Annotated in this window: 17 protein-coding genes; 11 read left to right on the top strand and 6 right to left on the bottom strand. The window is 47.7% G+C overall.

Annotation, left to right across the window (positions count from 1 at the left end; translation table 11 throughout):
• Nucleotides 1-29: 29 nt before the first annotated feature.
• The 3 genes from EAT1B_RS02495 to EAT1B_RS02485 form a co-directional block, all read right to left on the bottom strand.
• The gene (locus EAT1B_RS02495; RefSeq protein WP_012726555.1) at nucleotides 30-245 is read right to left on the bottom strand and encodes a hypothetical protein; all 216 of its coding nucleotides are present in this window, start codon (nucleotides 243-245) and stop codon (nucleotides 30-32) included.
• Between the two features lie 16 nt (nucleotides 246-261).
• The gene (locus EAT1B_RS02490) at nucleotides 262-642 is read right to left on the bottom strand and encodes a hypothetical protein (protein ID WP_012726554.1); all 381 of its coding nucleotides are present in this window, start codon (nucleotides 640-642) and stop codon (nucleotides 262-264) included.
• 118 nt (nucleotides 643-760) lie between these two features.
• Nucleotides 761-1,534, bottom strand: coding sequence for a sporulation protein (locus EAT1B_RS02485; protein WP_012726553.1), 774 nt, complete (start codon nucleotides 1,532-1,534; stop codon nucleotides 761-763).
• A gap of 99 nt (nucleotides 1,535-1,633) precedes the next feature.
• Between EAT1B_RS02485 and EAT1B_RS02480 the strand changes: the two genes are divergently transcribed.
• The 8 genes from EAT1B_RS02480 to EAT1B_RS02445 all read left to right on the top strand — a co-directional run bounded on the left by EAT1B_RS02480 (nucleotide 1,634) and on the right by EAT1B_RS02445 (nucleotide 7,376).
• Nucleotides 1,634-2,818 carry an SAM-dependent methyltransferase gene (locus EAT1B_RS02480; protein ID WP_012726552.1) on the top strand — a complete coding sequence of 395 codons (1,185 nt, stop codon included), beginning with the start codon at nucleotides 1,634-1,636 and terminating at the stop codon, nucleotides 2,816-2,818.
• A 35-nt stretch (nucleotides 2,819-2,853) separates the two neighbouring features.
• A complete protein-coding gene (locus tag EAT1B_RS02475; RefSeq protein ID WP_012726551.1) occupies nucleotides 2,854-3,282 on the top strand; it encodes a BrxA/BrxB family bacilliredoxin in 429 nt (142 codons plus the stop codon).
• A 56-nt stretch (nucleotides 3,283-3,338) separates the two neighbouring features.
• Nucleotides 3,339-3,680 (top strand): DUF952 domain-containing protein, encoded by a 342-nt coding sequence (locus tag EAT1B_RS02470; protein ID WP_012726550.1) that lies wholly within the window; start codon nucleotides 3,339-3,341, stop codon nucleotides 3,678-3,680.
• 182 nt (nucleotides 3,681-3,862) lie between these two features.
• The gene (locus EAT1B_RS02465) at nucleotides 3,863-4,654 is read left to right on the top strand and encodes a transporter substrate-binding domain-containing protein (RefSeq protein ID WP_012726549.1); all 792 of its coding nucleotides are present in this window, start codon (nucleotides 3,863-3,865) and stop codon (nucleotides 4,652-4,654) included.
• A gap of 60 nt (nucleotides 4,655-4,714) precedes the next feature.
• A complete protein-coding gene (locus EAT1B_RS02460) occupies nucleotides 4,715-5,374 on the top strand; it encodes an amino acid ABC transporter permease (protein WP_012726548.1) in 660 nt (219 codons plus the stop codon).
• Nucleotides 5,371-6,093, top strand: coding sequence for an amino acid ABC transporter ATP-binding protein (locus tag EAT1B_RS02455; protein ID WP_012726547.1), 723 nt, complete (start codon nucleotides 5,371-5,373; stop codon nucleotides 6,091-6,093). The genes EAT1B_RS02460 and EAT1B_RS02455 overlap by 4 nt, the downstream gene beginning before the upstream one ends.
• A gap of 30 nt (nucleotides 6,094-6,123) precedes the next feature.
• On the top strand, nucleotides 6,124-6,798 hold the full coding sequence (locus EAT1B_RS02450; protein WP_012726546.1) for a metal-dependent hydrolase: 675 nt from the start codon (nucleotides 6,124-6,126) through the stop codon (nucleotides 6,796-6,798).
• Nucleotides 6,799-6,800: 2 nt separating this feature from the next.
• Nucleotides 6,801-7,376, top strand: a complete 576-nt coding sequence (locus EAT1B_RS02445; RefSeq protein WP_012726545.1) for an HD domain-containing protein — start codon at nucleotides 6,801-6,803, stop codon at nucleotides 7,374-7,376.
• Between the two features lie 40 nt (nucleotides 7,377-7,416).
• Here EAT1B_RS02445 and fadH read toward each other — a convergent pair whose 3' ends face one another.
• Together fadH and EAT1B_RS02435 are read right to left on the bottom strand one after the other, a co-directional pair.
• Complete coding sequence (gene fadH / locus EAT1B_RS02440; protein ID WP_012726544.1) at nucleotides 7,417-8,181, bottom strand: 2,4-dienoyl-CoA reductase; 765 nt, start codon at nucleotides 8,179-8,181, stop codon at nucleotides 7,417-7,419.
• A 163-nt stretch (nucleotides 8,182-8,344) separates the two neighbouring features.
• On the bottom strand, nucleotides 8,345-9,424 hold the full coding sequence (locus EAT1B_RS02435) for an N-acetylglucosaminidase (RefSeq protein WP_237708260.1): 1,080 nt from the start codon (nucleotides 9,422-9,424) through the stop codon (nucleotides 8,345-8,347).
• A 68-nt stretch (nucleotides 9,425-9,492) separates the two neighbouring features.
• On the opposite strand from EAT1B_RS02435, the gene EAT1B_RS02430 reads away from it, so the two are divergent.
• Nucleotides 9,493-10,482, top strand: coding sequence for an aromatic acid exporter family protein (locus EAT1B_RS02430; protein ID WP_012726542.1), 990 nt, complete (start codon nucleotides 9,493-9,495; stop codon nucleotides 10,480-10,482).
• A gap of 182 nt (nucleotides 10,483-10,664) precedes the next feature.
• Nucleotides 10,665-11,792 carry a M20/M25/M40 family metallo-hydrolase gene (locus EAT1B_RS02425; protein WP_012726541.1) on the top strand — a complete coding sequence of 376 codons (1,128 nt, stop codon included), beginning with the start codon at nucleotides 10,665-10,667 and terminating at the stop codon, nucleotides 11,790-11,792.
• 46 nt (nucleotides 11,793-11,838) lie between these two features.
• Here EAT1B_RS02425 and EAT1B_RS15985 read toward each other — a convergent pair whose 3' ends face one another.
• Complete coding sequence (locus EAT1B_RS15985; RefSeq protein ID WP_012726540.1) at nucleotides 11,839-12,012, bottom strand: hypothetical protein; 174 nt, start codon at nucleotides 12,010-12,012, stop codon at nucleotides 11,839-11,841.
• Between the two features lie 73 nt (nucleotides 12,013-12,085).
• Between EAT1B_RS15985 and rnz the strand changes: the two genes are divergently transcribed.
• Nucleotides 12,086-12,991, top strand: a complete 906-nt coding sequence (gene rnz, locus EAT1B_RS02420; protein WP_012726539.1) for a ribonuclease Z — start codon at nucleotides 12,086-12,088, stop codon at nucleotides 12,989-12,991.
• Nucleotide 12,992: the final 1 nt, after the last annotated feature.

Here is a 12,992-nt window from a genome sequence, read left to right as displayed (position 1 = left end):
AGGCGCTCTCGATCGAGTGCCTCCATTTTTTATGAGTTATAGCCAAGGAATACCGTGAAGACGAAGCTTGCGACCGAGATCAGTAAGAGTAGGAACGACAAGGACATGCCCATTGTGACGAGTCCCTTGGAGAGTCGTGGTTTGGATTTATATAGTGCGAACGCAAACATGAAACTGAATAGGCCGAGCGTCGCGAATAGTGTGAGCGGTATTGCTCGTTCTTGGAGTAACTGAAGTAAATCCAACGTTGAATCATCCTTTCTAATCAAGGGCCTTATGAAATCGTCGTTGATGGACACAGTACGTCAATCTGCTGACTACGGCGAACAGGAGCAGGAACATCCAGTATATGAAGATATAGTTTATTGAAAATGCAGAGACCCCATCATGTCTGACCGAAGAAATCCAAAGCAATAGGAGTGAGGCAGGGAAATGAATCAGTAGTACAAGATGGGGCATGAACTTCATGTAGAATAAGGCGTTCGTCGACGGATCGCGCATGAGAGACATGGCAATCAAACCAATCAGCACTTCGAGCCCACCAAGCGTGAAGAAAGCGAGTGAATCAGAGAGACTAGTCTCTAGAATCGGTAAGGCAAGCGTTGCAAGACCGAAACTCCCGATCATGATTAAAGCAAACAAGATGTAGTCACCTCCAGAAAAGGGTTGATTCCATATGTTGATTGTAAAATAATGGATTATCAAATTCAATACCTCAGAAAAACACGCCATTCATCGAAATGGCGTGTCAGTGAGTTCCTCAAATCGATTGTTCAATCATCGATTCGATGTCGCGACGGACTTCAGCAACTGATAAACGTGCGACGTCATATCGCACACGGTGCGTTGATTCGTCTGAACCCGTCAAATCGGCGAAAAGGCTTCCGAGGTCGTGGACACTGCGGTCGACTTGAATGAGAAGTTCAATCGAACCCTCTTCTTGTAAGATGACGACCTCTACTTCGTCCAATTGTCGACCGAAGCGTGAACCGTTCGCTGAATACTCGAGTTCTTGTGCAATCGGGAGACGTCCTGAACGATGGCGCGCCGGGAGCATTTCCGTGTCGGCTTTCTTCAAACGGAATCCGAGCTCGTCCATCGCATCTAAAATGACTTGTTGAGCCGCATTCGGTTGTACGGTGATCGCATCCTCATCTTTCGGATCGACGGCTTGGGCGATGTCGAGTCCCGTCTCAATCCATGATTTCGATTGGCTCACAGAGAGTGGTGTATTGAACGGGACGTTGACTGTGAACGGGATCTCTTTCACTTCTCCAGGACCAATCATAAACGGTGCCTCATTCAATAAAATTTTTTCGATTGTGAACGTCGAGTATGTCGATTTATCGTTCACCTCATGTTTATACAATGTGTTGAAGAAGAGATAGATGCTATCGACGGATTGTTCGACCGAACCACCTTCGATATGGACGACTCCAGTAAGTTCTCCACCCGGTGTACAGTGGCTTTCATTCAAGCGTGTGTCGACTTTTGCAGCACCGATTCCGATTGATGATAAAATCTTTTTAAACATATGTGTATCCTCCTTTGACGTAACGTCGTCTTCGTGTAATAGTATGTACGGATAGGTGAAACGATATGTTTCAAAATTTCTAAAAAAGGATTGAATCCATTGGAATATAAAGCGTTACAAGAACGTCTCGCAGACGTCTTACAATCAAATCATCTCGTGTCGGCGACCATCAGTCAACCCCGTCAAAAATCTAGCGATCTCAGACGGATCAAATTGAAACCGGTCATGTTACGAAATGCGTATCATATCCAGTTCGAGTATCAGTATGAGCGGGTGATGAACCATAAAAACTTGACACCAGATGAGGCCGTCACGGAAGTGAATGAGCTTCTCGAAACGTTCCGACAAGGACAGTTTCAGTTAAAGGATTCTGACCTCCAGTTCCAATTATCGAAAAAGTTCAAAGTGACGTTGAAAGAAAAGCAGACGGCTCAAAAAGAAGTTCAACTGAGCCACAATCGTGAAAAACAATATGTGCTCCCGCTCGACGAGCCAGTTCCGTTTCTCATTCGACTCGGCATTCAGTCAGCGGACGGGAAAGTGAAGCGTCAAAAGTACGACAAGTTTAAACAAATCAACCGCTTCCTTGAGTTCATTGAGGACTCGCTTAAACACTTGCCGACAGACCGTACCGTCCGAATCTTGGATTTCGGTTCAGGGAAGTCGTATTTGACGTTTGCGCTCTATCATTTCCTTCATGAGATGAAAGGATATGACGTGCATATCACAGGACTCGATTTGAAGAAAGAGGTCATCGAAGAGTGTGCATCGATTGCGAAAGATCTTGGATATGAACGACTCGAATTCTTAGTCGGAGACATTAATGAATATGAAGGGGAAACAGCTGTTGACATGGTCGTGACTCTTCATGCATGTGACGTGGCGACCGATATGGCATTGGCACGTGCTGTCCGTTGGGGCGCGAAAGTCATCTTAAGCGTCCCGTGTTGTCAAAAGGAATTGAATCGTCAAATTCAAGCACCGAATCTGGATGTGATGCTTCAGCACGGATTGATCAAAGAACGGTTCGCGTCACTCGCGACCGATTCGATTCGGGCTGAACTGCTCGGTCTTGTCGGGTATGATGCCCAGCTGCTCGAATTCATCGACCTCGAGCACACCCCGAAAAATATCATGATTCGTGCCTACTTGACGAACCGTCAGGCGACCGCTGAAACGAAGGCACGTTACCTTGCTTTCAAACAGATGTTAGGGGCAGATCCGTTCTTAGAACGGGAATTGAGCGATAGACTTGTCCTCGAGGTAGAACAAGACGTAAAATAAGGGAGTATAGACGAAATGTCGAAAGGGGAAACAACATGGATTTTCAATTATATTTTCAAGATGTAGTCGAACAAGCGCGTAACGAAGTACGTGCTGCAGGATACACAGAGCTCACGACACCGGAAGAAGTAGACGGTGCGTTGAAAAAAGAAGGGAAGACACTCGTCCTCGTCAACTCGGTTTGTGGGTGTGCAGGCGGGATCGCTCGTCCAGCTGCTGCATATGTGAACAAAATGGAAGGTGTGAAGCCTGATCATTTCGTGACCGTATTTGCAGGTCAAGACCGTGAAGCGACAGATCGCGCACGTGAGTATTTCGAAGGATATGCACCGTCTTCACCATCGATTGCCCTCCTCGAGGATGGAAACATCGTGACGATGGTAGAGCGTAGTGAAATCGAGTCGTCAACTGCTGAAGAACTCGTTGACCAATTGCAAACATTGTTCGACATCTACTTCGCATAATCAAGCATCGGCGCAAAGGCACTGCCTTTGCGCTTTTGTGAAAAGGGGCAGGGTATATGGAACCAGTCATCAAAATCATGACGGAGGCAGAATATATGATTGCCCTGTCACGCGGTGAAATCAATGAACCGTCACTTCAATCGGAAGGGACGATTAAATGTTGTACGCCGCAACAGATTGGAAAGGTCGTCAAAAAATCGTATCCGGGAGAAGCGGTCGTGCTCGTTTCGTTGCACGTCAATCGTCTCGGACAGCTGTTACATTATGAGCTGGATGAGGATGGAGAACGTTACCCGCATGTATACAGTGCTATCCCCATGACTTCTGTCAAACAGGTGCAACCGTATGGGTCTCGCGACAATGGAACGGTCACATATTTCGCTTTCGAGCGAATGTGACCTTCTTTTTTTATATTAATTGCATGAATATACTTTACAAGTAATAATTATGTGTATATAGTTGTTGAAGACACAAGTCGGACAACTGATGTGTCATAGAACAGTTGAGCTACGTTCACACATATGTCATAATTTTGTTAAAGTTCTGATAATTATCATTCAACTACGAAAGGGAGATGAAGATGAAAAAAGGTTTTCTAGCATTATGTTTAGCAGGACTGGCCGCGTTCTCAGTCGCATGTGGGGCAGACGTGAACGAAGGAGGATCGACATCGACCGATGGTGAGGATGACAAAGTCATCGTCATGGGTACGAGTGCCGATTACTTCCCATATGAGTTCGTCGATACAGCGAATGGCGACGAGATTGTCGGATTTGATATCGATATCGCAAAAAAAGTGGCAGAAAACATGGGATATGAATTGAAGATTGAAGATATGGATTTTGGAAGCTTGCTTGGGGCCCTCAACGCGGGTCGTGTCGACTTCGTTATGGCGGGGATGACACCGACAGAAGAGCGTAAAGAAAATGCCGATTTCTCGGACATTTATTTCACGGCAGTGAACTTGATCTTGTCAAAAGATGATTCACTTCAATCACTTGAAGACTTGAAAGGTAAAAAGATCGGTGTCCAGCTCGGTTCGATTCAAGAAGGGATCGCGCAGGATCAAATCACAGATGCTGAAATCGTCTCTTTGAACAAGATTCCTGAGATCATTCAAGAAATCAAGACAGGACGTATTGACGCGATGGTCATCGAAGATACGGTCGCGAAAAAATACCTCGAGCAAGATAGTGAATTGACGACATTTGAGATCGTGGACGAAGAAGAAGCGGGTTCTGCTGCTGCCTTCCGTAAAGATGATGAACTCCGCGATCAATTCAACGAAGAGTTGAAGAAGATGATCGACAGTGGAGAAATCGAAGAGTTAGCACAGAAATGGTTTGAAGAAGAGGCTGCACCAGCCGAATAATGAATCGTACGAGGCTGACTGAAGATGAATCGGTCAGCCCTTTTTTAGGAGGAACTTACTATGGATTTTAGCCGGATTTATGATTCGATCCCGTACATACTTGAAGGGATTCCAGTCATGTTCCAAGTGGTCATCGTCTCGGCATTGATCGGAATCTCACTTGGGATTGTTGTCGCTACATTAAAAATTGTCCCGAATCGTCTGATTAACTTTATCGGGCATGCTTATACGGCGGTGTTCCGTGGGACGCCACTCATTTTGCAACTCGCCATCATCCACTTCGGATTGCCGCAACTGACCGGATACATCACGACACCGTACCAGTCAGCGGTCATCGCCTTCTCGCTCAACTCAGGGGCGTATATTTCAGAGATTATCCGAGCGGGAATTCAAGCGGTAGATAAAGGACAGTGGGAAGCTTCGGATGCTCTCGGTGTCCCTTATGTCAAACAGTTACGTTCCATCATCCTGCCACAGGCGTTCAAGAACATCTTGCCTGCTCTTGTGAACGAGATGATCACGTTAACGAAAGAGTCTGCCCTCGTCTCGACGGTCGGGGTGCTTGATATCATGCGTCGTGCGCAAATCGTCGGTGGGCAGAAGGCAATCTACTTCGAACCGCTTCTATTCGCCGGTGTGATATACTTTACGATAGTGATGATCTTGACGTATCTTGGACAACGTCTAGAAAAACGGTTAAGAAAGAGTGATGGAAGATGATCGAAGTAAAAGACCTACACAAACAATTTGGTGACTTAGAAGTTTTAAAAGGAATCACGACGACGATCGAACGTGGTGAAGTGGTCGCTGTCATCGGACCGTCCGGGTCTGGTAAATCGACTTTTCTACGCTGTTTAAACATGCTTGAGATTCCGACGAGTGGGACGGTCAGTGTTGACGGATTCGAACTCACGAAAAAAGGGGCGAACGTCGCGAAGGCGCGTCAAAACATCGGGATGGTATTCCAACAGTTCAACTTGTTCCCGCACATGAGCGTATTGGACAATTTGACATATGCACCGATCAACGTCTTGAAAGTCAGCAAGACGGAAGCGCTAGAACGTGCGAAAAAATTACTGGAACGTGTCGGCCTCTCTGAAAAAATCGATGCCTATCCGAGCCAACTTTCAGGTGGACAAAAACAACGTGTCGCCATTGCGCGTGCCTTGGCGATGGAACCGAACGTCATGTTATTCGATGAACCGACATCGGCACTTGACCCGGAGATGGTCAATGAAGTACTTGATGTTATGAAAGGATTGGCCGAAACGGGAATGACGATGGTCGTCGTCACACACGAGATGGGCTTTGCCCGTGAAGTGGCAGACCGTGTCCTCTTCCTCGACGAAGGCATCCTGATGGAAGAAGGTAAGCCGGCTGACCTGTTATTAAACCCGCAAACAGACCGAGCGAAACGTTTCTTGGAGAAAGTGTTGTAATCTGATTTCACATGGGAAGGATGAAAGCAAATGAACATCACGTACTACGGACATGCGACGGTAGGGTTTGAAATTGATGGTGTAAATGTGTTGATTGATCCGTTTTTGACGAGCAACCCGCATACAGACGTGGATCCATCCACGCTACGCCCAGACTATTTGTTGCTCACACATGCTCATTTCGATCACATTGAGGATGTCGAATTGATTGCGAAAGCATCTGGCGCGACGATTGTTGCGACGCATGAGCTCGCGACGTATTACGAGAAAAAAGGATTCTCCGTCCATGGGATGAATATCGGGGGAGGTCATGCCTTTCCGTTCGGGCGTGTCACGATGACGCAAGCGTTTCACAGTTCGAGCTTTGACATGGGAGACACGCCGGTCTACATGGGGATGCCGGCTGGCTTCATCATTGAGACGAATGAGTTGACGGTCTACCACGCTGGAGACACGAGTCTCTTCTCAGATATGAAGATGTACGGAGAACGTTTTGAAATCGATGTCGCTTTCCTTCCGATCGGAGACAACTTCACGATGGGACCGACAGACGCATTAGATGCGGCACAATGGCTACAAGCGAAACGTGTCGTTCCGATTCACTTTGATACGTTCCCGCCGATTAAACAAGATGCTCAGGCATTTTGTGACCAATTGCACCGTCGAGGTCTCTTGATTGAACCGAATACGACGATCGAGATTTGAGTGTGGACGTGATACAAGCGACGAGAAAGTTCGTCGAAACAATTCATGCAAATGATCAGACGGGTCATGATATTGCCCACATCGAGCGGGTCGTTCGACTCGTAGAGCGCTTGATGGAAAATGAACCGGTCGATCGAACGGGACTTCTGTTAGCCGCTTATTTACATGACGTCGAAGACCATAAGCTCGGTCGTCCAAAAGAGCTCGTCAAACAACATTTGGCTTCTCTCGACATCACAGAGGAGCGAGCGAGTTTCGTGGAAGCGTTGATTGATGAGGTTTCTTTTTCAAAAGGCATGACACCAACGACTCGCGAAAGTGAAATCCTACAAGATGCCGACCGCCTTGATGCGATTGGGGCCATCGGTATTGCGCGAACGTTCCAATTCGCGGGTTCTCGCGGTACACCTCTTGATTTGTCAGAGGATAGTGCGATTCAACATTTTCAAGATAAGTTATTGAAGTTAGCGTCGATGATGCATACGAAAGAAGCGAAACGCTTGGCACATTCACGTCATGTCTTCATGGAAAGGTTCTACAACCAGTTTCATGAAGAATGGGACGGGATGGATACATGAAAGGGACGACCGATTGATTTCGGTCGTCCCTTTTTCTAGGTTAGAATGGATGTTTGTTGAGCCAATGTCCACCGTCTAATGAAATACAATCTCCGTTCAAATAGCGCATCTCGTCTGATGCCATCCAGTAAGTGAGGTCCGCGATTTCTTCAGGTGTCCCAAAACGTCCGAGCGGGACATTCCGGCGAATGCGCTCCACTTCCTTCACATGGGAGACGAGCTTTTCAGCACCGCCGGTCCGTTCGATCGGTCCGGGACTGATGGCATTGACGCGAGCGCCGAATTGGTAGCCCCATTCAACGGCGAGTGTTCGCGTCAAGTTCAAGACGCCTGCTTTCGCTGCCGCACTCGGTGCGACACCGGGACCAGCCTGCCACGCATAGGATGCGACCATGTTGATGATGGAGCCGCCACGGATTTCATCTGCTTCCCAATGTTTCCCGAGAACATGGGTGCAATTGAATGTCCCGTTCAAGACGATATCAATGACGCTTGCCCAACCGTTCGGAGACAAATCGAGCGTCGGACAGACGAAATTACCAGCGGCGTTGTTGACGAGTGCGTGGACCGGACCGTAAGCAGATACGATGTCAGCGAGTGCCTGAGCGCATCCTTCATAATCACGAACATCATGTTGCACACTCATCGCTTGACCTGTTTCAATTGCATTCAATTCGCTCATCGCTTCAAGTAGTCGTTCCTCGTTTCGACCACTGATGGCAACGTTCCATCCTTCTTGTTTAAATTTTAGTGCCATTGCTTTCCCCATACCGGACGATCCCCCGGTAATCCAAATCGTTTTCATCTTAATTCCCCCTTGAAAATGAATGGTCGTTCATTTATAGTATTCGTCTTGCGATGCGAAAATCCTCTAATAAGATATTGATTCATGTTGAATCATTTCTTCGTCCTGAAACGTATACAGACGTCAAGTAGCCCGACTCGTATGAGCCGGGCTACTTGTCATGTCATTGGATTTTTTTCAAGTACTTCAAACCGAGTTCACGGTCGATCGTGTACATCGTACCGGCAACTTTCTCGCCCCAGTATGGATCGGAGGCATAGAAGATATTGATGCCTTCCTGCTTGTTCCCAGGATAATCGCCACGAGCGTATGGCCCTGTGGCATATTTAGTCGCAAACAGTTTGGCAGCAGCCTGTACGCTAGCGTCAATTGTTTTAAAGGATGTCGCATTCCCGCTCGGATCGTCATCTGTCGCGCGGAATCCAAACAGGTTACGCTTTTCTCGAGCGATATCGGACGTTCCAAAGCGGGACTCATGTCCGGCGACCGCAAGCAGGAATAGGCCATTGATGTTATATGTGTCTTCTGCCCGTTTAAAGGACTTTCCTTCCCCAGCGAGCGGTGAATCGATCGACGTTAAATATTGATCGAATTCTTCAGCCGAATATGGAGACGACGTCCGAATCGACGCAAATTGATAAGGAGAATCAAAGACGTCTTGGACACGTTCTGTGTAAAAACGGTCATCCGAGCGTTTCTCGGTCGGGCCTACAAGGAATGTACCAGCGAGATTGGCGTTCGCTTCCACCGTATGGTAGACGTCACCATCCCGAATCTCGTAATATCCACGTCTATTCACAACCGCTTCAGGGAATAACGCCATTTGATCCGGTTTGACATACACATCTGCCCCGGAGATTCGTACTTTGAGGTGATCCTCTCCACGTTCAAGTAGCTGAAGTCTCGTGCCGCCAGCGACATAGGATTGTCGTGTTTTAAATGATGCATCTTTATATAAATTCGTGATGGCATCACTCGGAGTGACGACAACTCCCGTACCGGTAAAATCGAGTACTTCACCGGACGGGGAGAATAGCGTCCGGTTCTTACCGGCCGTCATGTATCGTTTTGCTTCTGCGAGAGATTCGAACGACCTTGTGACACGGTCGCCATTCGTCACCGTTTCGACGGTATAGGTGTCTTCACGGGAAGTTTGAATCCATAAAAAGGCTGCGATGGCGAGACTGAGTGTCGCAATCATCGGCCAAACCTTAAGTCTTTTCTTTCGTTTCAATCGAATCACTTCCAAACTTTTGAATTGCCAAACGAGTTGATTTAGTCAACAATTTGATGGAGAAGGGGGAAATTAGTATGAAAATTGGAACGCGGACGTTAAAGACCGCGGTCGCAGCAGGTATCGCGATGCTCATTTCCGAAACGATTCATCTCGATTATTTTGTGTTTGCAGCCATTATCGCCATTTTGAGTATTCAGGAGACGCGTAAAAAATCGATTCGCGCCTCCTATGAACGAGTCATGGCAAGTCTTCTCGCCATCGGAATGGGTGCGGCGATGTTCACGCTACTCGGCTATTCACCGGTGACGCTCACACTTTATTTTGTCATCTTCATCCCACTCGTACAACAATTGAAACTGCAAGACGGGCTCATTACGAGTGTCGTCATCTTGACCCATCTTTACACCGAGGCACAGTTTACACTGGAGTTATTTATCAATGAGCTATTGCTCATTGCGATCGGTGTCGGTGTCGGGCTTGTCGTCAACATGTACATGCCGACGCTTGACCGTGAGATTGAACGGATTAAAGAGAATATCGACCGCTCGCTCGCAGTACTGTTTTATGACGTGGCGGCATGTGTCGAGACGGGCGTCTATAACAACCACTCGATGATGCTCATCAAGACACGGGACTATCTGAAAGAGGGGAAAGATTTAGCCCTTCGCCGTATGGGAAACTCAATCGGAAAGCGAAACGAAGACATGGACTATCTATACTTCCGGATGCGTGAACGGCAGTATGATATTCTCAAACGAGTCGCGGATAACGCCAGAGAAATCACGATGGTCGTCAATGAAGCGAAACCGGTCGCGACGTTCTTACGTCGAGTCGGGGACCATGTGAACGAGCAGGCCGATGCCTCCGTCTTTCTACAGGAGCTTGAAGAGATGATTGAGCATTATCGAAAAAACGTACCTCTCCCCACGACGCGTGAGGAATTCGAGGTACGCTCATCCTTATTAAACATTTTATCTGATGTAAAAAGTTACTTGATCTTGAAAGAGCGATACATCTTGCTCTTAAAAGAACATGGTCATGCTCGAGAGAAACGTGCTGATTAAAAAGATTGAGACGATGACGACGACGCCGATTTGAATGATGCGTTGTCGTCTTTTCTGTTTTTTCTTCATGGTCTGCCTCCATATACGTGTTTGCCATCATTGTACAGAATGGAAAAGATTCGTGCAATCCAGGGGAGTTTGATATAATGGTCAAGAAATGTTTGGATGGAGGGATGTTGTTTATGGTAAACGAGACACGCGTGCTCGACACATTTTTAGGGTTGGTCGGCATCGATTCAGAAACGAAGGAAGAAGCGGTCATCTGTGAACATTTGAAAGGTGTATTCACAGAGCTTGGCTGCGACGTCTACGAGGACGACGCATCAACGAAGACGGCACACTCTGGTAACAACTTGATCATCACGTTGCCTGCAACGAAAGAAAATGTTGATCCGATTTACTTTACGGCTCACATGGATACGGTCACTCCAGGTAAAGGAATCAAGACGAGCATCAAAGACGGATATGTCGTCACGGATGGCACGACGATTCTCGGGGCAGACGACAAGACGGGCCTCACGGCGATGATCGAACTCGTGCGAGTATTGAAAGAAAAGCAAATTCCACACGGTCAAATCCAGTTCGTGATCACGGTCGGGGAAGAATCAGGTCTCGTCGGTGCGAAAGTATTGGATTTATCGAAAATCGATGCGAAGTTCGGTTTTGCCCTTGATTCGGATGGACCTGTTGGAGACATCATTGTTGCCGCTCCGACACAAGCAAAAGTGAACGCGAAGATTTACGGGAAAACGGCTCATGCTGGTGTCGCACCGGAAAAAGGAATCTCGGCGATTCAAATCGCAGCGAAAGCGATCGCGAAGATGCCACTCGGTCGTATCGATGAAGAAACGACAGCCAACATCGGACGCTTCGAAGGGGGCCGCGCGACAAACATCGTGTGTGACTATGTCGAAGTTCTTGCTGAGGCCCGTTCGCTCATCCATGAGAAGATGGAGAAGCAGGCAGAAACGATGAAACAAGCGTACATCGAGGTCGCTGAGTCGTTCGGTGGTCGTGCCGAAGTGGACATCGACATCATGTATCCTGGATTCAAGTTTGAGGAAGGGGACGAAGTCGTTGAGGTGGCGAAACGTGCGGCTCAGACAATCGGACGTCCGACTCGAATCTTACACTCAGGGGGCGGTTCGGATGCGAACGTCATCGCCGGTGGGGGAATCCCGACAGTCAACTTGGCGGTCGGCTATGAAGAGATTCATACGACGAACGAACGGATGCCACTTGAAGAGTTATACAAACTCGTCGAGTATGTCGTGACGATCGTCGAAGAAGTCGCATCACCTAAGCAATAAAAAAAGAGCCGACCATTCGTCGGCTCTTCGTATGTGTTCGTACTCGTTATGCTGCGAACTCCAGTGATTCTAAAATCAACTCGTCTGTGCAATGAAGTTCGATCGCTATGTCGTGAATGCGGATAGAGGTGCCTTGTTCCTGTTGGTGCAAGCGATTCATCAAAGCTGCGCGTTCTCGAATCGTCTCATAAATCGATTCGGGTTGTTCTGCCTTGGTCATCACAAATCACATCCTTTTCAGCGATTACGTCAAGTATAGCATGGAACGGCTTGAAGAAAGGACTTAAATATTTATGAAGTTACAGTTTTTAGGAACTGGATCGGGGATGCCTTCGAAACAGCGCAACGTATCGGGGCTTGCTCTCGATTTATCGAACGTGACCTGGCTGATTGATTGTGGCGAGGGCACGCAACACCAAATGCTCTATACGAAAATCAAACCGAGAAAAGTGACAGCGGTATGGGTTACGCATCTTCATGGTGACCATGTCTTCGGATTGCCCGGATTCTTATCGACTCGTTCGGCACTCGATGGAACCGCCCCCTTGACCGTCTATGGGCCAAAAGGATTGAAAAAATGGCTTGAAGCTACTTTGCGTGTCACAGGCTCACATCTAGGATACGAGCTGACCGTGACCGAGTACTCGGACGGGGACACATTCATACAAGACGACCATCTCGTCACTGTGCGAAAATTAGAGCATCGGTTCCCTTCATTCGGTTTCCGAATCGATGGTCCAGAAAAACCGGGCATGTTACGCGTCGATCTTGTAAGAGAACTCGGTGTTCCAAGTGGACCGATTTATCGAACCATCAAAGAATCAGACCGATTTGAATTTGAAGGAAAATGGTATGACTCTAAAGAATACGTCACTGAACCGATTCCGGGAAAAATCGTAGCGATTTTAGGAGATACAATCCCTTGTGAGAACGCGCGGAAGTTGGCGGATGGAGCGGACCTCCTCGTTCACGAGGCGACGTTTATGGAGGCGGAACAAGCGCTCGCTCGGAAGTATGGTCACTCGACGACACGTGAAGCGACCGCGCTAGCGAATGCGTGCGCCGTCGGCAAGCTGATTGTGACACACATCTCAGCGCGCTATGTCGGGCGAGAGGAAGAATTTGTTCAAGAAGTCGTGTCGGATTTTCCATCGAGTCTCGTTGCGACGGACTTTTTAGAATATACAGTGGGGGATTGAT

The sequence above is a fragment of the Exiguobacterium sp. AT1b genome, from assembly GCF_000023045.1.
Taxonomy (GTDB): Bacteria; Bacillota; Bacilli; order Exiguobacteriales; family Exiguobacteriaceae; genus Exiguobacterium.
This window is presented reverse-complemented; position numbering and strand designations above follow the sequence as displayed.

Bases quoted from the DNA above. Each gene is read 5' to 3' on its own strand.
- EAT1B_RS02485 (WP_012726553.1), bottom strand. From the start codon at position 1,534: ATGTTTAAAAAGATTTTATCATCAATCGGAATCGGTGCTGCAAAAGTC.
- EAT1B_RS02475 (WP_012726551.1), top strand. From the start codon at position 2,854: ATGGATTTTCAATTATATTTTCAAGATGTAGTCGAACAAGCGCGTAAC.
- EAT1B_RS02470 (WP_012726550.1), top strand. From the start codon at position 3,339: ATGGAACCAGTCATCAAAATCATGACGGAGGCAGAATATATGATTGCC.
- EAT1B_RS02465 (WP_012726549.1), top strand. From the start codon at position 3,863: ATGAAAAAAGGTTTTCTAGCATTATGTTTAGCAGGACTGGCCGCGTTC.
- EAT1B_RS02460 (WP_012726548.1), top strand. From the start codon at position 4,715: ATGGATTTTAGCCGGATTTATGATTCGATCCCGTACATACTTGAAGGG.
- EAT1B_RS02455 (WP_012726547.1), top strand. From the start codon at position 5,371: ATGATCGAAGTAAAAGACCTACACAAACAATTTGGTGACTTAGAAGTT.
- EAT1B_RS02450 (WP_012726546.1), top strand. From the start codon at position 6,124: ATGAACATCACGTACTACGGACATGCGACGGTAGGGTTTGAAATTGAT.
- fadH (WP_012726544.1), bottom strand. From the start codon at position 8,181: ATGAAAACGATTTGGATTACCGGGGGATCGTCCGGTATGGGGAAAGCA.
- EAT1B_RS02430 (WP_012726542.1), top strand. From the start codon at position 9,493: ATGAAAATTGGAACGCGGACGTTAAAGACCGCGGTCGCAGCAGGTATC.
- EAT1B_RS02425 (WP_012726541.1), top strand. From the start codon at position 10,665: ATGGTAAACGAGACACGCGTGCTCGACACATTTTTAGGGTTGGTCGGC.
- EAT1B_RS15985 (WP_012726540.1), bottom strand. From the start codon at position 12,012: ATGACCAAGGCAGAACAACCCGAATCGATTTATGAGACGATTCGAGAA.
- rnz (WP_012726539.1), top strand. From the start codon at position 12,086: ATGAAGTTACAGTTTTTAGGAACTGGATCGGGGATGCCTTCGAAACAG.